Below are 22,207 nucleotides of genomic sequence, written 5' to 3' on the forward strand. Positions count from 1 at the left end.
ATGAGCGAGAATACCGCCCGCGAAGGCGCACAGAACCTGGGCGCCACCGAAGAAACCAGTGAGTTCGCCTCGCTGTTGCTGCAAGAATTCAAGCCCAAGACCGAGCGTGCCCGCGAAGCCGTCGAGACGGCCGTGCGCACCCTGGCCGAGCAGGCCCTGGCGCAAACCGACCTGGTCTCCAACGACGCGATCAAGTCGATCGAGTCGATCATCGCCGCCATCGACGCCAAGCTCACCGCCCAGGTCAACCAGGTGATTCATCACCCGGATTTCCAGCAGCTGGAAAGCGCCTGGCGTGGCCTGCACTACCTGGTCAACAACACCGAGAGCGACGAGCAGCTGAAGATTCGCGTGCTCAATATCTCCAAGACTGACCTGCACAAGACCCTGAAGAAATTCAAGGGCACCGCGTGGGACCAGAGCCCGATCTTCAAGAAGATGTACGAAGAAGAATACGGCCAGTTCGGCGGCGAACCTTACGGTTGCCTGGTGGGCGATTACTACTTCGACCAGTCGCCACCTGACGTGGAACTGCTGGGCGAGCTGTCGAAAGTCTGCGCCGCAATGCACTCACCGTTCATCGCAGCTGCATCGCCGACCGTGATGGGCATGGGCTCGTGGCAGGAACTGTCGAACCCGCGTGACCTGACCAAGATCTTCACCACCCCGGAATACGCCGGCTGGCGCTCGCTGCGCGAATCGGAAGACTCGCGCTACATCGGCCTGACCATGCCGCGTTTCCTGGCACGCCTGCCGTATGGCGCCAAGACTGACCCGGTGGAAGCCTTCGCCTTCGAAGAAAACACCGACGGCGCCGACAGCTCGAAGTACACCTGGGCCAACGCCGCGTACGCGATGGCGGTGAACATCAACCGTTCGTTCAAGCACTACGGCTGGTGCTCGCGCATCCGTGGCGTGGAATCTGGCGGCGAAGTGGAAAACCTGCCGGCCCACACCTTCCCCACCGATGACGGTGGTGTGGACATGAAGTGCCCGACCGAAATCGCCATCAGCGACCGCCGTGAAGCAGAGCTGGCGAAGAACGGTTTCATGCCACTGCTGCACAAGAAAAACACCGACTTCGCCGCGTTCATCGGCGCCCAGTCGTTGCAGAAACCGGCCGAATACGACGACCCAGACGCCACCGCCAACGCCAACCTGGCCGCGCGCCTGCCGTACCTGTTCGCCACCTGCCGTTTCGCCCACTACCTGAAGTGCATCGTGCGCGACAAGATCGGTTCCTTCAAAGAGAAGGACGAGATGCAGCGCTGGTTGCAGGACTGGATCCTCAACTACGTCGACGGCGATCCGGCGCACTCCACCGAAACCACCAAGGCCCAGCACCCATTGGCTGCGGCGGAAGTGATCGTGGAAGACGTCGAAGGCAACCCGGGGTACTACAACTCCAAGTTCTACCTGCGTCCGCACTACCAGCTCGAAGGGCTGACCGTGTCGCTGCGCCTGGTATCGAAACTGCCTTCGGCAAAAAGCGCGTAAGTCATTCGCTCGTTCCCACGCTCCGCGTGGGAATGCCGCCCGGGATGCTCGGCGTCCCGGTGACGCAGAGCGTCACAGGATGCGTTACCACGCAGAGCGTGGGAACGATCACCAAATCAAGTGGCCCGTGCCACACAGGGAGAAAACATGGCTGTTGATATTTTCATCAAGATCGGCGACATCAAGGGCGAGTCCATGGACAAGGCCCACAAGGACGAAATCGACGTGCTGAACTGGAGCTGGGGCATGGCCCAGTCCGGCAACATGCACGTTGGCAGTGGCGGCGGTGCGGGTAAGGTGAATATCCAGGACCTGTCGCTGACCAAGTACGTGGACAAGGCTTCGCCTAACCTGATGATGCATTGCGCCAGCGGCAAGCACATCGACAAGGTCAAGCTGACCGTGCGCAAGGCCGGCGGCGAAAGCCAGGTCGAGTACATGATCATCAACCTCGAAGAAGTACTGATCACCTCCCTGAGCACCGGCGGTTCGGGCAGCGATGATCGCCTGACCGAAAACGTCACCCTGAACTTTGCCCAGGTGATGGTCGACTACCAGCCGCAGAAAGCCGACGGCACCAAGGACGGCGGCCCGATCAAGTTCGGCTGGAATATCCGTTCCAACACCAAGCGTTGATACGAAGCCCCCCGGCGCCACACGCCGGGGGATTTTGGTGCTTGCTCGAATTTCGACCTTCCTCTTTTCGGTGTCTGAGTCATGGCCAAACCTTCGTTTATTAATTTGTGGGCAAACTACCCCACAACGCCAACACCCTGCGACGGCCCTTGGGACAATCAATGCGCCATCCGTATGAGCATCACGCTTAACGCCGAAAAAACCATCAAGGTAAACAAATCGACCTATAGCGAACCCAAGTGCGCGCATGACCACGCCCGAGGCGCGGAGTCATTGGCTAACTGGCTGTGGCGTCATCATCTCGGTCGCCCAACCATTCTTACGGGCAGCGCCGAGGACCGTCGTACGCTTTACCAAAAAACCGGGATTATTTTCTTCAAAGATTGTTTTGCCCGGATGGGACAATCTCTGGAAGCACGTACCGGCGACCATATTGACCTATGGAACCGAGGCTCAGTAACGGGTGACTTTGCCGACCAGGCGCACCGATCCCGACAGGTCTGGTTCTGGGAGTTGAAATGATCACACGCACCCTGCAATGCATACTGTCAATGAGCGTGCTGTTGAGCCTGAATGCCTGTGCGGAGCAAGCTGAACAAATCGACGCCACCCAATCCAACCCCGAGGTGGTGGTTGGAGGTCAACGACTGACCTTGGAAAGTCATGCACAACGCTGTGCATTGCGTAAGCCCGACCAGAGCCTGTTGACTCTGGATATGCCTTGGCCTTGCCATCTGAGCATCGACCGCAATGGCCAACCAAGGGTCGAGAGTTTTAACAATGCACAGATCATCATTGTGCAGCACTTTGCACCAGAACCTGCACCGAGCCAGGAGTGTCGCTCTCAGTATCAGGCCATCAGACATATTGAGGGTCGCTTGGAGGCGTCTATGGTTGCCGAAAGCGGTCATTGTTTGCTTGGTGCTATGGACCAGAAAAACTTCGTGGCATTTTTTACGTGGTAACCGAAATCGCCACCCGCGACCGCCTGCAACCGTCCCTGTTGGACCGGTTGACCGACGACGAGCCGAGCAATCCCAAGGAAAGCGCGGACAAGCGCGTGCTGTCCCTGACCCAGCTCAAAGCCTCGGTGCTGCGGGACCTGGCGTGGCTGCTCAATACCACGTCGCTGCTCAGCGCCGATGCCACGTTGCACACCCCGGCGGGGACGTCGGTGATTAATTACGGCCTGCCGGCGCTGGCGGGCAACAGTGCATCGAGTGTCGATATCAATGCTCTGGAAGCCCTGATCTACCAGGCGATTGCCACCTTCGAGCCGCGCATCCTGCGCCACACCCTGCGGGTCAAGGCGCGCGTGGCCCATGGCGAGATGAATCACAACGCCCTGAGTTTCGAGATCGAAGGCGACCTGTGGGCGCAGCCGGTGCCCTTGCGCCTGCTGCTGCAGACCGACCTGGACCTGGAGTCCGGCCATGTACGCGTGGTCAATGCCGACCAGCGGAGACGCCCATGAACCCGCGCCTGCTGGAGCTGTACAACCAGGAACTGCACCATGTGCGCGAGAGCGCTGCGGAGTTCGCCAAGGAATACCCGAAGATCGCCAGCCGGCTGACCCTGTCCGGCATGGACTGCGCCGACCCGTACGTCGAGCGTTTGCTCGAAGGCTTCGCTTATCTCACCGCCCGGGTGCAGCTCAAGCTCGATGCCGAGTACCCGACCTTCACCCACAATCTGCTGGAAATCGCCTACCCGCACTACCTGGCGCCGACCCCGTCGATGACCGTGGTGCAGCTGCAGGCCGATCCCGATGAGGGCTCCCTGGCCAGCGGCTTTCCACTGCCTCGCGACACCGTATTGCGTGCCGCCCTGGGCCGCGAAACCCAGACCTGCTGCGAGTACCGCACCGCGCACCCAGTGATGCTGTGGCCGTTGCAGGTCAGCCAGGCCGATTACTTCGGCAACCCGTCCGCCGTGCTCGGGCGCCTGGCCGCCAGCGAACCCAAGGCCAAGGCCGGTTTGCGCCTGACCTTGCGTACCGGCGCCGAGCTGCCCTTCAACAGCCTGGCCCTGGACAGCCTGCCGCTGTACCTGAGCGGCGCCGATGAGCAACCGTTCCGCCTCTACGAGCAGTTGCTCGGCAATGTTTGCGCGGTGTTTGCGCGCCAGCCCGGCGGTGACTGGGTGGAGCGTCTGCCACAGGACGCACTGCGTCCGCGCGGGTTCGACGACGCCGAGGCGGCGATGCCAGTGGTATCGCGGGCGTTCCAGGGTTATCGCCTGTTGCAGGAATACTTCGCCCTGCCCCATCGCTACCTGTTCGTCGAGTTCGCTGAACTGAGCCGCGCGGTACGACGCTGCGATGGCCAGGAGTTGGAGTTGATCGTGCTGTTCGACCGCCACGACCCGAGCCTGGAAGGCAGTGTGGGGGCCGCGCAATTCGTGCCGTTCTGCACCCCGGCGATCAACCTGTTCCCCAAGCGCGTGGACCGGATTCACCTGTCCGAACGGGTCAACGAGCACCATGTGATTGCCGACCGCACCCGGCCCATGGACTTCGAGATTCACTCCCTGAGCGGCATCACCGGCCATGGCACCGGGCCGGAACAAGCCTTTTTGCCGTTCTACGCCGTGCGCGATCCGTCGCGCTACGGCCGCGACCAGAGTTATTACAGCGTGCGCCGCGAGCCGCGCGTGCTATCCAGCGACCAGCGGCGCAATGGCCCGCGCTCCACGTATGTGGGCAGCGAGACCTTTGTCAGCCTGGTCGACAGTCAGCAGGCGCCCTACCGCCACGACCTGCGCCAACTGGGCGTGACCGCGCTGTGCACCAACCGCGACCTGCCGCTGTTCATGAGTGTGGGCAACGGCAAGACTGACTTCACCCTGTCCGACAGCGCCCCGGTGCTGGCCGTGCGCTGCGTCGCCGGACCCAGCCGTCCGCGCGCCAGCCACGCCCATGATGCCAAGGCCTGGCGGCTGATCAGCCAGTTGTCGCTCAACTACCTGTCCCTCAGCGAGGGCCAGGGCGCCGCCGCGTTGCGTGAACTGCTGCGCCTGTATGGCGACAGCAACGACGCCGCCCTGCAACTGCAGATCGAAGGCCTGCGCGAGGTCAGCAGCAAAGCGGTGACCCGCCGCCTGCCGATGCCCGGCCCGATCGTGTTTGGTCGTGGCCTGGAGATCACCCTGGAATTTGATGAAAACGCGTTTCGCGGCACCGGCGTGTTCCTGCTCGGTGCGGTACTGGAACGGTTCCTGGCGCGTTATGTGTCGATCAACAGTTTTACCGAGACGGTGATCCGTACCACCGAACGCGGCGAGATCATGCGATGGAAAGCCAAGCCCGGACGTCGTCCGACCCTGTGAGTACCCTGGAGGCGATGCACCAGGAGCCCTGGGAATATGACTTCTTCCAGGCGCTGCGCCGTATCGAGTGCGAATCGCCAGACTTGCCGCGCCTGGGCCATTCCCTGCGCCTGGCCGATGACCCGTTGCGCCTCGGACAACAGGCCGATTGCACCTTCGCCCCGGCCACCCTGGCGTCGGTAGCGCCCGGCGCCGACGGCACGCCTGCGCGCCTGGAGCAGTTCTTTTTTGGCCTCGGCGGCCCCAATGGTCCGCTGCCGCTGCACATCACCGAATACGTGCGCGAACGCCAGCGCAACAACGCCGACAGCACCAGCAAGCGCTTCCTTGATGTGTTCCACCACCGCCTGCTGACCCTGTTCTACCGGGCCTGGGCCGAAGCGCGGCCGACCGTCAGCCATGATCGGCCCGACGATGATTACTGGTCCGCACGCCTCGCCGCCTTGAGTGGCCGGGGCATGCCCAGCCTGCTCGACCAGGGCCTGATCCCCGACACCGCAAAGCTGCATTACAGCGGCCACCTCTCGGCACAAACCCGCTACCCGGACGGCCTGAAGGCGATTCTCGGCGAGTATTTCGGCCTGCCGGTGGAGATTGAAGAGTACGTCGGCCAATGGCTGGAGCTGCCAGAGCGCAGCCGGGTCAGCGTCAGCGCCAATCAGTTGGGCGTGGACTTCTGCCTGGGCAGCCATGTGTGGGACCGCCAGCATAAATTTCGCATCCGCCTGGGCCCGCTCATGCTGGACGACTACATGGGCATGTTGCCCGGCAGCCAGCCGTTCAACGAGCTTGTGGCCTGGGTTGCCGAATACCTGGGCCATGAACTGGACTGGGACTTGAACCTGGTTCTGCAACAACCCGAAGTCCCGGCGCTGCAACTCAACGGCCAGTTCCGCCTGGGCTTCAACACGTGGCTCGGCCAACCCGGGCACGACGCCAACGACCTAATCCTGGCCCGGCATTACGCCGATCAGGCCACCACCTCAAGGAATTCAGAGCATGGGTGAAATCAGTCGCGCCGCACTGTTCGGCAAACTCAACAGCGTGGCCTACAAGGCCATCGAAGCCGCCACGGTGTTCTGCAAATTGCGCGGTAACCCCTACGTGGAGCTGGCCCACTGGTTTCACCAGTTGCTGCAACTGCAGGACTCGGACCTGCATCGCATCATCCGCCAGTTCAACGTCGAGCCGGCGCGCCTGGCCCGCGACCTCACCGAAGCCCTGGACCGCCTGCCCCGTGGCTCGACCTCGATCACCGACCTGTCGTCCCACGTGGAAGAAGCAGTAGAGCGCGGCTGGGTGTACGGCAGCCTGATGTTTGGCGAAAGCCAGGTGCGTACCGGCTACCTGGTGCTGGGCATTCTGAAGACGCCGAGCCTGCGGCATGCGCTGCTGGGTTTGTCGGGGGAGTTCGACAAGATCAAGGCCGAGGCCCTGAGCGAGCGCTTTGATGAATATGTCGGTGATTCGCCGGAAAACGCCCTGAGCGCCAGTGACGGTTTCAACGCCGGTGCCGTGCCGGGCGAAGCCAGCGGCGCCATGGCGCCGAGTGCCATGGGCAAGCAGGAAGCTCTCAAGCGTTTCACCGTTGACCTCACCGAGCAGGCGCGCAGCGGCAAGCTCGACCCGATCGTGGGGCGTGACGAAGAAATTCGGCAACTGGTGGATATCCTGATGCGTCGACGCCAGAACAACCCGATCCTCACCGGTGAGGCCGGGGTGGGCAAGACGGCGGTGGTCGAAGGTTTTGCCCTGCGCATCGTCGCCGGCGACGTGCCGCCGGCGTTGAAGGACGTAGAACTGCGCAGCCTGGATGTGGGCCTGCTGCAAGCTGGCGCCAGCATGAAAGGCGAATTCGAACAGCGCCTGCGCCAGGTCATCGAAGACGTCCAGGCCTCGCCAAAACCGATCATCCTGTTTATCGACGAAGCCCACACCCTGGTCGGTGCCGGTGGCGCCGCCGGCACCGGTGATGCAGCCAACCTGCTCAAGCCGGCCCTGGCCCGTGGCACCTTGCGCACGGTGGCGGCCACCACCTGGGCCGAGTACAAGAAGCACATCGAGAAAGACCCGGCCCTGACCCGCCGCTTCCAGGTAGTGCAAGTGGCCGAGCCGTCGGAAGACAAGGCGCTGCTGATGATGCGCGGCGTGGCCTCGACCATGGAAAAACACCACCAGGTGCAGATCCTCGATGAAGCCCTGGAAGCCTCGGTGAAGCTGTCCCACCGCTATATCCCGGCACGCCAGTTGCCGGATAAATCGGTGAGCCTGCTGGACACCGCCTGCGCCCGCGTCGCCATCAGCCTCCACGCAGTGCCGGCCGAGGTGGACGACAGTCGCCGCCGTATCGAAGCCCTGGAAACCGAGCTGCAAATCATCGCCCGTGAGCATGCGATCGGCATCGCCATTGGTGCACGCCAGAGCAATAGCGAAGCCTTGCTGAGCGCCGAGCGCGAGCGCCTGGCAACGCTGGAAAGCCGCTGGGCCGACGAGAAAACCCTGGTGGACGAGCTGCTCGCCACCCGGGCGACCCTGCGCGAGAAGGCTGGCGCTGTCGACAGCGGCAACGACGAGTTGCGCGCACAACTGGTGGACCTGCAACAGCGCCTCAGCGCCCTGCAAGGCGAAACCCCGCTGATCCTGCCGACCGTGGATTACCAGGCCGTGGCCTCGGTGGTTGCCGACTGGACCGGCATCCCGGTGGGCCGTATGGCGCGCAATGAACTGGAGACGGTGCTCAACCTCGACCAGCACCTGAAGAAACGCATCATCGGCCAGGACCACGCGTTGCAGATGATCGCCAAGCGCATCCAGACCTCCCGCGCCGGCCTCGACAACCCGAGCAAGCCGATTGGCGTGTTCATGCTGGCCGGCACCTCCGGCGTGGGCAAGACCGAAACCGCCCTGGCCCTGGCCGAAGCCATGTACGGCGGCGAGCAGAACGTGATCACCATCAACATGAGCGAGTTCCAGGAAGCCCATACCGTGTCGACCCTCAAAGGTGCGCCACCGGGCTATATCGGTTATGGCGAAGGCGGCGTGCTGACCGAAGCCGTGCGGCGCAAACCCTACAGCGTGGTGCTGCTGGACGAAGTGGAAAAGGCTCACCCGGACGTGCATGAGATTTTCTTCCAGGTCTTCGACAAGGGCGTGATGGAGGACGGCGAAGGCCGGGTGATCGACTTCAAGAACACCTTGATCCTGCTGACCACCAACGCCGGCACCGAGCTGATTTCCCACGTCTGCAAAGACCCGGCAAACGTGCCCGACCCGGAGGACATCGCCAAGGCCCTGCGCCAGCCACTACTGGAAATCTTCCCGCCGGCCCTGCTCGGGCGCCTGGTGACGATTCCGTATTACCCACTCAGCGACGTGATGCTCAAGGCGATCACCCGCCTGCAACTGGACCGCATCAAGAAGCGTGTAGAGAACACCCACAAAGTCGCGTTCGACTACGACGACGCGGTGATCGACCTGATCGTCTCGCGCTGCACCGAAACCGAAAGCGGCGGGCGGATGATCGACACCATCCTCACCAACAGCCTGCTGCCGGACATGAGCCGCGAGTTCCTCACGCGCATGCTCGAAGGTAAGGCACTGGCGGGGGTGCGGATCGGCACGCGGGATAACGAATTGCACTACACCTTCAGCGACACCGAATAACCTGACGAAGTGCAATCCAAATGTGGGAGCGGGCTTGCTCGCGAATACGGTGAGTCAGTCGCCGGATGTATCAACTGATACACCGCATTCGCGAGCAAGCCCGCTCCCACATCGGATTCGGTTTCTTCAGTTATTAAGACACTTACGGGACAACCGATGCTTTTCAACCAAGCCTCACGCCTGGCCAAGATCACCAGCCCCCTGGGGCCGGATGTGCTGCTGCTCAATGAAATGGGCGGTGACGAAGAGTTGGGGCGGCTGTTCAGCTACGAGCTGCAACTGAACTCGCTGGACGCCAATATCGATCTCAACCAGTTGCTGGGCAAGCCGATGAGCGTCAGCCTGCAACTGGCGGATGGCGGCGAGCGGTATTTCCATGGGCTCGTCGCACGCTGCAGCCAGAACATCGACCAGGGCCAGTTCGCCAGTTACCAGGTGACCCTGCGCCCGTGGTTATGGCTGCTGAGCCGCACCTCCGACTGCCGGATTTTCCAGAACCTGAGCATCCCGCAGATCATCAAGCAGGTGTTCCGCGACCTGGGCTTTTCCGACTTCGAAGATGCCCTGAGCCGACCGTATCGCGAGTGGGAATACTGCGTGCAGTACCGCGAGACCAGCTTCGATTTCGTCAGCCGCCTGATGGAACAGGAAGGCATCTACTACTTCTTCCGTCACGAGCAGGACCGCCACGTGCTGGTGCTGGCCGACGCCTATGGCGCCCACGCCACGGTGCCCGGCTACACCTCGGTGCCCTACTACCCCAAGGACGAGCAGCAGCGCGAACGCGACCATATGCACAACTGGCACCTGGTGCAGCAAGTCCAGCCCGGTTCCCTTGAGCTCAACGACTACGACTTTCAGCGCCCCAGCGCCAGCATCGACGTGCGCTCGGCCATGCCGCGCCCGCACACCGCTGGCGACTATCCGCTGTACGACTACCCCGGCACCTACGTCAAAAGCGAAGACGGCGAACACTACGCACGCACCCGTATCGAAGCCCTGCAAACCCTGCACGAACAAGTGGAGTTCAGCGGCAACGCCCGGGGCCTGGGCTCCGGCCATCTGTTCAGCCTCACCGGCTTCAGCCGCCGCGACCAGAACCGCGAGTACCTGATCCTCGGCGCGCGCTACTACATCACCCAGGAGCGCCTGGAATCCGGAGGCGGCGCGGCGTCGGCGCAGTTCGACAGCAGCCTGACCTGCATCGACGCTCAACAGAGCTTCCGCCCGCTGGCCAACACCCACCGGCCCATCGTCAAAGGCCCGCAGACCGCACTGGTGGTCGGGCCCAAGGGCGAGGAAATCTGGACCGACCAGTATGGCCGGGTAAAGGTGCATTTCTATTGGGACCGCCACGATCAGTCCAACGAAAACAGCTCCTGCTGGATTCGCGTGTCGCAATCCTGGGCCGGCAAAAACTGGGGTTCGATGCAGATCCCGCGCATCGGCCAGGAAGTGATTGTGAGCTTCCTTGAGGGCGACCCGGACCGGCCGATCATTACCGGGCGGGTGTACAACGCCGAACAGACGGTGCCCTACGACCTGCCGGAAAACGCCACCCAGAGCGGGATGAAAAGCCGCTCCAGCAAGGGCGGCAGCCCGGCGAACTTCAATGAAATCCGCATGGAGGACAAGAAGGGCCTGGAGCAGCTGTACATCCATGCCGAGCGCAATCAGGACATCGTGGTGGAGGTGGATGAAAGCCACTCGGTGGGGCATGACCGCAACAAGAGCATTGGGCATAACGAGACGGTGACCATTGGCAATAACCGCCTGCGCATCGTCAAGCAGGAAGACGTGCTCTCCGTTGGCCAGAAGAAGACCGACAGCATCAGCCAGAGCTATGTCATCGAGGTCGGCGAAAACCTGCGCCTGGTGTGCGGGGAAAGCATCCTCGAGTTGAACGCCAGCGGGCAGATCAACCTCACTGGCGTGCAAATCAGCTTCTACGCCAGCGGCGACGCCGAATTCAACACCGGCGGCGTGCTGCACCTCAACAACGGCGGCGGGCCTGGCGCCACACCGGATGGCCAAGGCATAAAAACCAGCATCGACGCCAATATCAAAGCCGCGTTCCCCGCGCCTAAAAGCTCCTGACGAGACCTGTTTGCCATGACGTACCGCATCAACGAATTCCAGTTTCAACTGCCCGCCGGCGAGCTGCAGGACGCGACGATCAATATCCTCAAGTTCCCGGAACTGGGGACTTCGCTGATCGTCAGCCGCAGCTTGCTGGCGGAAGGCGAAACCTTGCACAGCAACTTCGACGACCAGCTCAAGCGCCTGGAAAAACAGGTGCAGGACCTGCGCTGCCTGCCCAGCGTGCCGGTACGCCTGGGCGCCGCCCAGGAGGTCGAAGGGATCGAGCTGTGCAGCCAGTTCAACAAGGGCAACGACAAGGTGTTCCAGTACCAGTTGGCCCTGGTGTTGCCGGGGACGCGCAAGATGCTTGCCTTGAGTTATGTGAAGGCCGACAAGCTTGGTGATGCCGAGGCGGCGCATTGGGCGATCATCAAAAACTCGTTGTCGTTCGACGTGCCTGCGTGATGGGCATCCTGCATGTCTGACGCGTTATGGGCCGCCCGAATGGGCGATGCCATGGACCACACGTCGATGATGGCCGACATTCTCGGCGGCGTGCTGGAGGTGGCGGCGAACATCGCGATTACGGCGCTGGCCACCGCTGCAGTAGTCGCCGCCACCGGGATCACGGTTGTCACGGGCGGGCTGGGGTGCTTCCTCCTCGGCGCGGTCGTGGGCGTGGTCGTGGGGCTTGCGATGAGCAAGAGCGGGGCCGACAAGGGCCTGAGCAATTTATGCGAGGGCATCGGCAACGCGCTGTTCCCACCGACGGTGCAGGCCAATATCCTCACCGGTTCCTTCGACACGTTTACCAATAACATCCCCTCGGCCCGTGCCGCCGGGGCGGTTGTGTCCCATGTGGCACCGGCCGGCACCGAGCTGGAAATGCAGGCGCCGGAAGAAGCGCCTGAAGCCGAAGCCAGTTACCTGGACATGGCAGGCGAGTTCTTCTCACAGATGTGGCGCCCCACCGTGGCTACGCCTGCGCCAGGCACAGAGACCAAGCCCGAAGACCTGGTGCTTTGCACGAAGCACCCACCGATGCCGCCACAGTTCATGGCCGAAGGCTCGGCCAAGGTGACCATCAACGGCCAGCCCGCGGTACGCAGCGGTGACCGCAGCACCTGCGATGCGAAAGTGGTGTCCTCCGGGCTGATCTCCTCCGACGTCACCATCGGCGGCGGTTCGGTGGTGGTACGCGAAATTCGCAGCGGCAAGACCCCGGGGGTCGGGCTGGCCGTGACAGTGCTGCTGATGCTCAAGGGGGGCAAGGGCAAGTTCTTCAGCAAATTGCCGTGCATGCTGGTTGGCGGGGCGGTGTCGATGGCCGTCAGCAGTGCCATGGGTGCTGCGGCCAACGCGGCCATGGGCTCGTCGAACCCGGTACATGCGGCCACCGGGGCCAAGGTGCTCGGCGGCGATGACGATCTGGATTTCGTCCTGCCCGGCCTGTTGCCGATTGACTGGCAACGCATCTACAACAGCCGCGACGAACGCCAAGGCAGCTTGTTTGGCGCCGGTTGGAGCGTGCCCTACGAAATGTGCGTCGACGTGCTGCCCCACCCCGAAGGCGGCGACACGCTTGTCTACACCGATGAACAGGGCCGGCCTATCGACATGGGCTCGATTGCCTTGGGCGCCGCGGTGTTCAGCGCCGGTGAAGGGCTGGCGGTGCGGCGACACCTCAATGGGCATTTGCTGATAGAAAGCGATGACGGCGTTTACCGCCTGTTCGAACCTGCACCAGCAAATCCGTCGCGATTGCGCCTGAGCCAGCTCGGTGATCGCAATGACAACCGCATCCATCTCGACTACGACGATGCCGGATGCCTGGTTCGTCTGCGCGATACGTTTGATCTCGTGCAGGTTGAGCTGATCCGTGATCAAGGCCATCTGACCCACATCGAACGCTTGTACCCGGATCAACGCCGTGAAGTGCTGGTCAGCTATGACTATGACGCTGCGGATAACCTGACGCAGGTGCGCGACGCAACCGGCCAGGTACAACGGCGTTTTGCCTATGATTCCGGGCGCCGTATGGTCGAGCACCAGTTGCCGACAGGATTGCGCTGCTTCTATGACTGGGCGTTGATTGAAGGCCTGGAGTGGCGAGTGGTGCGGCACTGGACCGATGAGGGCGACACCTACCAATTCGACTATGACCTGCAAGCCGGCACCACACGCATCACCGATGGCTTGCAGCGCGTCAGCATCCGTCACTGGAACACTCAGCACCAGATCATTCAGTACAGCGACAACCTCGGCCAGACCTGGCTGTTCGAATGGAACGATGAGCGCCAATTACTCAACGCCACCGATCCACAGGGTGGGCGTTATGCCTACAGCTACGACGAGAGCGGCAACCTGATCGGCGAGACCGACCCGTTGGGCCGCAGCGATTCCACCTTGTGGCTGGAACACTGGGCGCTGCCGCTGGTGGAAACCGACGCTGCCGACAACAGCTGGCAGTATCGCTATGATCAGCGCGGCAACTGCATCGCCGAGACCGATCCGCTGGGCTATATCACCCGTTACCGCTATGACGCACACGGCCAAGTCGTCGAGATCATCGACGCCACCGGAAAAAGCAAAAAGCTGCGCTGGAACCCGTTTGGGCAGTTAGTCGAGCATATCGACTGCTCGGGCTACCCGACGCGTTTCAGCTACGACGAGCGGGGCTATTTGCAGGTCATCACCGATGCCCTCGGTGAACGCACGCAGTTCAGTTATGACGCACAGGGGCGCTTGCTCAGCAGCCAATTGCCGGATGGCCGCACCGAGCAATACCAGCGCGATGCCAGTGGGCAGTTGGTGGGCTATACCGACCCCGCCGGGCACACCACGCTCTATCAAAACAACCGGCGTGGCCAGGTGCGCCAGCGCACAGACGCCCATGGCCGGCAGGTGCAGTTCGGCTATGACAGCTACGGGCGGCTGCAAGCGCTGGTCAATGAGAACGGTGAAAGCTATCGGTTTGCGTGGGACGCAGGGGATCGGCTGACTGAACAGCAAGACCTCGATGGCAGCGCCAAGCGCTACGACTACGACTTACTCGACAACATCACGGCGGTGACTGCGATTCCAGCGCCTTACGGCAATGGCCTGGCGGTGGTCCCGGAGACGCTGCCGGCGCCCATCGTTCACCGACTGGAGCGCGATGCGGTCGGCCGACTGGTCGCCAAAACCACCGACGATGGCCGCACCGACTACAGCTACGATGCAGTCGATCAGCTCACAGCCGTCACCTTCACCGACTTGCAGGGCAAAACCCAAGCCTTGGCTTTCGCCTACGACGCTGTCGGCCAGTTGCTTGGCGAACAGAGTACCAGTGGCAACCTGCAACACCATTACGACGAACTCGGCAACCTGATCCAGACCCAACTGCCGGACGGCCGCTGGCTCAACCGCCTGTACTACGGCAGCGGCCACCTGCATCAAATCAACCTCGACGGCCAGGTCATCAGCGACTTCGAGCGCGACCGCCTGCACCGCGAAGTACTGCGCACCCAAGGCCAGCTCAGCACCCGAAGCGAATACGACCGTAGCGGTCGATTGCGCTCACGCCAACGCCGCCTTAACAGCCAGCCATCGTTGATGCCCGCAGCTGCGCAAAAGCAGTTCGAGTACGACCCCGCCGACAACCTGATCGGCAAACTCGACCATCAACCCGCGGCTCAACATCGCCAGTTGCTGCACTACGACGCCACCGGCCGGATTATCGCAAGCCAAGACAGCCTGCACGGCCAGCGCGAAACCTTCGCCTACGACGCCGCCGCCAATCTGCTGGACGGCCCACAGGCAGGCGCCGGGCTGGTGGTGCATAACAAGCTGCTGACTTATCAAGACAAGCGTTATCGCTACGATGCGTTTGGGCGGATGATCGAAAAGCGCAGCGCCAAGCGTGGTGTGCAGCGGTTTGCGTATGACGCGGAAAGTCGACTGGTTGAAGTGCACAATGAAAACGGCAGTGTAGTCAGGATGGCGTATGACCCGCTGGGACGGCGGGTTGAGAAAACCGAACATGGCAGTGATGGGTACCCACTGGGCGAAACCCGGTTCATGTGGGACGGGCTGCGTTTATTGCAGGAGCATAAACACAGCCAGTCCAGCCTGTACGTCTATGAAGATGAAGGCTACCAACCCCTGGCCCGCGTCGACGGTGCCGGACCGCTGCAAAAAATTCGTTATTACCACAACGACCTGAACGGCTTGCCGGAGCAGTTGACCGAGGCCGACGGGCATGATGTATGGCGAGCGACTTATCGGGTGTGGGGCAACACAGTCGAGGAGGTGCGCGAGCCCTACTACATTGAAGAGCAGAACCTGCGGTTTCAGGGGCAGTATCTGGACCGGGAGACGGGGCTGCATTTTAATACGTTCAGGTTTTATGATCCGGATGTGGGGCGGTTTATTACGCCAGATCCGATTGATCTAGCGGGAGGAATCAACAGCTATCAATATGCGCCCAACACCTTAGGTTGGATCGATCCCCTGGGATTAAAATCCTGCGGGGCGTCGTGGAAGAGTAGGCGTTCCTTCAAAAAGAATGATTCGGGCCTGAAAGACCATGCTCGTCGCCACTCCAATCTGTCACCTACGCAGTATCTCAAACGCGGTATAAAAAATATCACCCACGGGAAAGCCCTTAAAGGAGGAGGCAAAGCACCGGATGCGCGATACCACGTCCGGAAAACAGGAGAGGACGCTTATAGCGTGACCATTACTGATAAAAAGGGTCAAATACTCTCTATAGATACTTGGCAGAAGGGGGGGGCCAGTATGAATAAAGCGGATATCACTCATGGCCTTAGCCGTAGCGGTGTGACGCCTCAAAAGGGATTCTGGGAGAGTTTATAGTGACTCGGGCACGTATGGTTGAATTGAAAGAGGCCTTGGAACAGGCCGGCTGGGAAATATCAAACCCGGTTAGCGCCACTGATATATTTCAGACAAGTGACGACCAGATAACCTGGAAAATAAACAACCCAAAAACACAAAAATCCAGTATTTTAACATTCTATTTATTTGATCATCTAGGTCGACAAACGCAACAACTATCAGATATTTTTTATGTAAAGGAAAGCACAACCGATCTAAAACTTTATTTTGAAAAAATCAACACTCCCACTTGGAAGTCTTCACTGAGATTTTTTGTGCGCAGCTTATACTAGGTGAAAAATAAGGGGGCAGATTTATTTAGAGCCAACCCCGAAAAATTACAGTATCGGGTAGTGGCCACAGTCAACAATGAAGGGGTCAGCATGCTCAACAATCATAAGGATATTTCTGACGTTGACTATAAAGAGACAGGGCTGAATGATGGCGTGCTGTCAAAAACGAATGAACCCAAGGCAAAAGGAATCGGTAACCGGTTGCTCGACAAATTCAATAAAACCATTACCTCCTTTCGAGTCGAGAAAAAAGGCCCGAACGGAAAGTGGAAGACATGCGGATAGCGGAAAATGGACCTGTTCAATCTCCTTTCATACAAGCTTGAAAATTTCCTGAACATCCGGCCATGCCCGACAGAGTTCGGTGATGTTTTTTACCAAGAAGATGAGCCTTCTCTACTCTCTGTCGCCGCCAGAAAGCTCAACGGGACTACGCTTTATGTGAGCCGCTGGCATGACCTGTTTTCCATCAGTACCTTCGAAAAAGCCATGTCGAAGCTCGGTTTCACAGAACCGGACTGTTATGCCCTCCTGTCAGTCCTGTCACGCTTCGGTTATTTACTTGAAATAGACAACCGTCAACGGACCAATAAAGACTACTTTATCTTCTTCTATACAATTCAATTGATCACTTTGAAAAACAATCAGATCGATGCGAATGAAAAATTCAGAAACCACATACTCAAATTCCTGCTTTTCGAGCTGAGCATTGAAGACGAAATTTATAAGCGTTTCAGCATCGAAAACAATAAACTGATAATAAATGCAGATATTTTAGGGCCAACCCCCCTACTGGATGTTATTGACCTTATTTATCAGGCAATCAAGGCCGACGACCGAAAAGAAAATGTACTTTTTAGCGTCTTAAAAGACTACCAAAAAAGTATCGTTACACTACTGACAAAGCCCAACGATACGAATTATCGTTTCCGCTTTAATGATTGCTACAGCGAGTTCATGTATCCAGATGTATTTCTGCATGCTTACGCTAACGACAGGAAAACGTTATTTGACGCTATCGTTGATACGGTAAACCCACTTCAATCCACACATAATCTTTTTGTTTCCAACATCATCCTGATGAATTACGCCTTTTATATTATTAAAAACAAACCTCAAGAAATACTGAGACTTAAAAAGCATACCCGTGATAAAGCCGTGTTCGAAAAACTGGTGCAAGCAATCGTCTCTCGCCGAATGTCTGTCAAAAAAGAATGCTTCAGGAATATCCTGACAGATCACGATCTTTCCTCGATAAACGATAGCCCAACCGAGTTCTACAACATTTTATATTCGCTATAGCCGCTACGCCGTCAAAGCCATTGGATTGTCTGGGCGATCCTATCCTGATCAAGCGCCTGAGGACCGCATTGACCTGTATGCCTTAAAACACAAGGATCCTGTGACTATGGAAGGTAACCTGCTAAACACCGACTGGCTCAGCAGAGCAGTCTATGTCTGACGCGTTATGGGCCGCCCGAATGGGCGATGCCATGGACCACACGTCGATGATGGCCGATATTCTCGGCGGCGTGCTGGAGGTGGCGGCGAACATCGCGATTACGGCGCTGGCCACCGCTGCAGTAGTCGCCGCCACCGGGATCACGGTTGTCACGGGCGGGCTGGGGTGCTTCCTCCTCGGCGCGGTCGTGGGCGTGGTCGTGGGGCTTGCGATGAGCAAGAGCGGGGCCGACAAGGGCCTGAGCAATTTATGCGAGGGCATCGGCAACGCGCTGTTCCCACCGACGGTGCAGGCCAATATCCTCACCGGTTCCTTCGACACGTTTACCAATAACATCCCCTCGGCCCGTGCCGCCGGGGCGGTTGTGTCCCATGTGGCACCGGCCGGCACCGAGCTGGAAATGCAGGCGCCGGAAGAAGCGCCTGAAGCCGAAGCCAGTTACCTGGACATGGCAGGCGAGTTCTTCTCACAGATGTGGCGCCCCACCGTGGCTACGCCTGCGCCAGGCACAGAGACCAAGCCCGAAGACCTGGTGCTTTGCATGAAGCACCCACCGATGCCGCCACAGTTCATGGCCGAAGGCTCGGCCAAGGTGACCATCAACGGCCAGCCCGCGGTACGCAGCGGTGACCGCAGCACCTGCGATGCGAAAGTGGTGTCCTCCGGGCTGATCTCCTCCGACGTCACCATCGGCGGCGGTTCGGTGGTGGTACGCGAAATTCGCAGCGGCAAGACCCCGGGGGTCGGGCTGGCCGTGACAGTGCTGCTGATGCTCAAGGGGGGCAAGGGCAAGTTCTTCAGCAAATTGCCGTGCATGCTGGTTGGCGGGGCGGTGTCGATGGCCGTCAGCAGTGCCATGGGTGCTGCGGCCAACGCGGCCATGGGCTCGTCGAACCCGGTACATGCGGCCACCGGGGCCAAGGTGCTCGGCGGCGATGATGATCTGGATTTCGTCCTGCCCGGCCTGTTGCCGATTGACTGGCAGCGCGTCTACAACAGCCGCGACGAACGCCAAGGCAGCTTGTTTGGCGCCGGTTGGAGCGTGCCCTACGAAGTGTGCGTCGACGTGCTGCCCCACCCCGAAGGCGGCGACACCCTGCTCTACACCGACGAACAGGGCCGGCCCATCGACATGGGCACCATCCCACTGGGCGGCGCGGTGTTCAGTGCCGGTGAAGGGCTTGCTGTACGGCGCCACCGCGATGGGCCGTTACTGATTGAAAGCGACGATGGTGTGTATCGCCTGTTCGAAGCCACCCCGGCAAACCCGTCGCGATTGCGCCTGAGCCAACTGGGTGACCGCAACGACAACCGCATCTACCTTGATTATGACGAGGCCGGAAGCCTGGTGCGGCTGCGCGACACCTTCGACCTGGTGCAGGTCGAACTGATCCGCGACCCGCTCCACGTAACCCGCATCGAGCGCGTGTACCCCGATCAACGCCGAGAAGTGCTCGTCAGCTATGGTTACGACGCCATCGGCAACCTGGCCGAGGTACGCGATGCCAGCGGCCAGGTGCAACGGCGCTTCGCCTACGACACCAGGCAGCGCATGGTGGAACACCAGTTGCCCACCGGCTTGCACTGCTTTTACGAGTGGGCCCTGATGGATGGCCAGGAATGGCGGGTGGTCAAGCACTGGACCAATGAAGGCGATGCTTACCGGTTTGACTATGACCTGCTGGCCGGCACCACACGCATTACCGACAGCTTGCAGCGTGTCAGCACCCGGCACTGGAACAGCCAGCACCAGATCACCCGCTACAGTGACAACCTCGGCCAGACCTGGCTGTTCGAATGGAACGACGAGCGTCAATTGCTCAACGCCACCGACCCTCACGGCGGCCGCTATGAATACAGCTACGACGAGGCCGGCAACCTCATCGGCGAAACCGACCCACTGGGGCGCAGCGACTCGACGTTATGGCTCGAGCACTGGGCCCTGCCGTTGGTGCAAACCGACGCCGCCGGCAACAGCTGGCGCTACCGCTATGATCAGCGCGGCAACTGCACCGTCGCCATTGACCCGCTGGGCCATGTCACCCGTTATCGCTATGACGCCCATGGCCAAGTCGTCGAGATCATCGACGCCACGGGCAAAAGCAAAAAACTGCGCTGGAACCCGCTCGGGCAACTGCTCGAGCACATCGACTGCTCGGGTTACCCGACACGGTTCAGCTACAACGAACAGGGCTTTTTGCAAGTCATCACCGACGCCCTCGGCGAACGTACCCAATTCCACTATGACGCCCAAGGCCGCCTGCTCAGCAGCCAATTACCCGACGGTCGTCGCGAGAAGTACCAGCGAGATATCAGCGGCCAACTGACGGCTTACACCGACCCGGCCGGCCACACCACACACTATCAACACAACCGTCGCGGCCAGGTGCGCCAACGCACCGACGCCCATGGCCGGCAGGTGCAGTTCGGGTATGACAGCTTTGGTCGGCTGCAGGCGCTGATCAACGAGAACGGCGAACGTTATCGGTTTGCCTGGGATGATGGGGATCGGTTGACGGAGCAGCAAGATCTCGACGGCAGCGCCAAGCGCTACAGCTACGACCGCCTGGACAACGTCACCACCATGACCGCCCTGGCGGCACCTTACGGCACAGGCATGGCCGTCGTCCCCGAGACGCCGCCCGCCCCCATCGTGCATCGACTGGAACGCGATGCGGTTGGCCGATTGATTGCCAAAACCACCGAAGATGGCCGTACCGACTACACCTACGATCCATTGGACCAGCTTACGGACGTGTCCTTCACCGACCTGCAGGGCAATGCCCAAGCCTTGAGCTTTGCCTATGATGCGGTTGGCCAATTGCTCACCGAACGCAGCTCGGCCGGCGAACTGCAGCACCACTACGATGAACTCGGCAACCTGATCCAGAGCCAACTGCCGGACGGCCGCTGGCTCAACCGCCTGTACTACGGCAGCGGCCATCTGCACCAGATCAACCTCGACGGCCAACTCATCAGTGACTTTGAGCGCGACCGCCTGCACCGCGAAGTCCTGCGCACCCAAGGCCAGATCAGCACCCGCAGCGAATACGACCGTAGCGGTCGATTGCGCTCACGCCAACGCCGCCTTAACAGCCAGCCATCGTTGATGCCCGCAGCTGCGCAAAAGCAGTTCGAGTACGACCCCGCCGACAACCTGATCGGCAAACTCGACCATCAACCCGCGGCTCAACATCGCCAGTTGCTGCACTACGACGCCACCGGCCGGATTATCGCAAGCCAAGACAGCCTGCACGGCCAGCGCGAAACCTTCGCCTACGACGCCGCCGCCAATCTGCTGGACGGCCCACAGTCCGGGGCCGGGCTGGTGGTGCATAACAAGCTGCTGACCTATCAGGACAAACGCTACCGCTACGATGCCTTTGGCCGGATGATCGAAAAACGCAGCGGCGCCCGTGGCGTACAATACTTTGCCTACGACGCCGAAAGCCGGCTGATTGAAGTGCGCAATGAAGGCGGCAGCGTGGTGCGCATGGCCTACGACCCGCTGGGCCGACGCATCGGAAAAACCGAACATGACAGCAATGGCTATCCACTGGGCGAAACCCAGTTCATGTGGGACGGTTTACGCCTGTTACAGGAGCAAAAGCACAGCCAGACCAGCCTTTACCTCTATGAAGACGAAGGCTACCAACCCCTGGCCCGCGTCGATGGCATCGGGGCGCTGCAAAAAATTCGCTATTACCACAACGACCTCAATGGCTTGCCGGAGCAACTGACCGAGGCTGATGGGCACACCCTGTGGCAGGCGACTTATCGGGTGTGGGGCAATACCGTGGAGGAGGTGCGGGAGCCTTACTTTATTGAAGAGCAGAACCTGAGGTTCCAGGGGCAGTACCTGGATCGGGAGACGGGGCTGCATTTCAATACGTTCAGGTTTTATGATCCGGATGTGGGGCGGTTTACTACGCCGGATCCGATTGGGTTGGCGGGAGGTCTAAACACCTATGCCTACTCACCCAACCCATTCATGTGGTCAGACCCCTTGGGCCTGGCAGCCTGCGCCAAGAAAGTGGACGCCCTGCGTAACGGCCCTCAAAAAACCGTCGTAAAAGTGAAAACTAAAAAAGAAGCGAACGAGTTATTGAAAGAAGCATTTCCAAACAGCCAAAAAGTCAGAGGCATAGGATCGCAAGACGCCCAAGGTATAAGAAAGAAAAACAAGATGGACCAATTCAAAAAGAGAGATGGAAAAGTACGATACAGAAAAGATTACCCCATTAATAAAGAAACAGGTCGTGTTTATGGCCACGACGATCCGAAAGGTACAGGCCACGGTGAACTACCGCACGTCAACATTAAGCGCGCCGATGGCACAATGGTCCGCATTGATATTACAGGTTAGAGT

The 22,207-nt window shown here is 60.1% G+C and carries 14 protein-coding genes; all 14 read left to right on the forward strand.

Annotated elements, in window-relative coordinates; genetic code table 11:
- On the forward strand, positions 1-1,497 hold the full coding sequence (gene tssC, locus HU773_RS00290; RefSeq protein WP_057440528.1) for a type VI secretion system contractile sheath large subunit: 1,497 nt from the start codon (positions 1-3) through the stop codon (positions 1,495-1,497).
- Between the two features lie 147 nt (positions 1,498-1,644).
- The gene (locus tag HU773_RS00295) at positions 1,645-2,133 is read left to right on the forward strand and encodes an Hcp family type VI secretion system effector (protein WP_029289879.1); all 489 of its coding nucleotides are present in this window, start codon (positions 1,645-1,647) and stop codon (positions 2,131-2,133) included.
- Between the two features lie 81 nt (positions 2,134-2,214).
- Positions 2,215-2,655: a type VI secretion system amidase effector protein Tae4 gene (locus tag HU773_RS00300; RefSeq protein WP_120734345.1), complete on the forward strand. Its 441-nt coding sequence runs from the start codon at positions 2,215-2,217 to the stop codon at positions 2,653-2,655.
- Positions 2,652-3,098, forward strand: coding sequence for a hypothetical protein (locus HU773_RS00305; RefSeq protein WP_057440530.1), 447 nt, complete (start codon positions 2,652-2,654; stop codon positions 3,096-3,098). The genes HU773_RS00300 and HU773_RS00305 overlap by 4 nt, the downstream gene beginning before the upstream one ends.
- Positions 3,092-3,607 (forward strand): type VI secretion system baseplate subunit TssE, encoded by a 516-nt coding sequence (gene tssE / locus HU773_RS00310; RefSeq protein WP_057440531.1) that lies wholly within the window; start codon positions 3,092-3,094, stop codon positions 3,605-3,607. Before HU773_RS00305 ends, tssE begins: the two co-directional genes overlap by 7 nt.
- Positions 3,604-5,460, forward strand: a complete 1,857-nt coding sequence (gene tssF / locus HU773_RS00315) for a type VI secretion system baseplate subunit TssF (protein WP_057961025.1) — start codon at positions 3,604-3,606, stop codon at positions 5,458-5,460. Before tssE ends, tssF begins: the two co-directional genes overlap by 4 nt.
- Positions 5,424-6,467 (forward strand): type VI secretion system baseplate subunit TssG, encoded by a 1,044-nt coding sequence (gene tssG / locus HU773_RS00320; RefSeq protein WP_057961026.1) that lies wholly within the window; start codon positions 5,424-5,426, stop codon positions 6,465-6,467. Before tssF ends, tssG begins: the two co-directional genes overlap by 37 nt.
- Positions 6,460-9,123, forward strand: a complete 2,664-nt coding sequence (gene tssH / locus HU773_RS00325; protein WP_057961027.1) for a type VI secretion system ATPase TssH — start codon at positions 6,460-6,462, stop codon at positions 9,121-9,123. The genes tssG and tssH overlap by 8 nt, the downstream gene beginning before the upstream one ends.
- 156 nt (positions 9,124-9,279) lie before the next feature.
- Positions 9,280-11,220: a type VI secretion system Vgr family protein gene (locus HU773_RS00330; protein WP_057961028.1), complete on the forward strand. Its 1,941-nt coding sequence runs from the start codon at positions 9,280-9,282 to the stop codon at positions 11,218-11,220.
- A 15-nt stretch (positions 11,221-11,235) separates the two neighbouring features.
- The gene (locus HU773_RS00335) at positions 11,236-11,670 is read left to right on the forward strand and encodes a DcrB-related protein (protein WP_057961029.1); all 435 of its coding nucleotides are present in this window, start codon (positions 11,236-11,238) and stop codon (positions 11,668-11,670) included.
- Positions 11,671-11,682: 12 nt separating this feature from the next.
- A complete protein-coding gene (locus HU773_RS00340; RefSeq protein WP_225923826.1) occupies positions 11,683-16,062 on the forward strand; it encodes an RHS repeat-associated core domain-containing protein in 4,380 nt (1,459 codons plus the stop codon).
- A gap of 404 nt (positions 16,063-16,466) precedes the next feature.
- On the forward strand, positions 16,467-16,661 hold the full coding sequence (locus tag HU773_RS00345) for a hypothetical protein (protein WP_186626333.1): 195 nt from the start codon (positions 16,467-16,469) through the stop codon (positions 16,659-16,661).
- A gap of 6 nt (positions 16,662-16,667) precedes the next feature.
- Entirely contained in the window at positions 16,668-17,678 is a 1,011-nt protein-coding gene (locus HU773_RS00350) for a hypothetical protein (protein ID WP_186626334.1), read from the forward strand.
- Positions 17,679-17,830: 152 nt separating this feature from the next.
- Positions 17,831-22,204, forward strand: a complete 4,374-nt coding sequence (locus HU773_RS00355) for an RHS repeat-associated core domain-containing protein (RefSeq protein ID WP_217883913.1) — start codon at positions 17,831-17,833, stop codon at positions 22,202-22,204.
- Positions 22,205-22,207 lie beyond the last annotated feature (3 nt).

Source organism: Pseudomonas shahriarae (assembly GCF_014268455.2).
GTDB lineage: Bacteria > Pseudomonadota > Gammaproteobacteria > Pseudomonadales > Pseudomonadaceae > Aquipseudomonas > Aquipseudomonas shahriarae.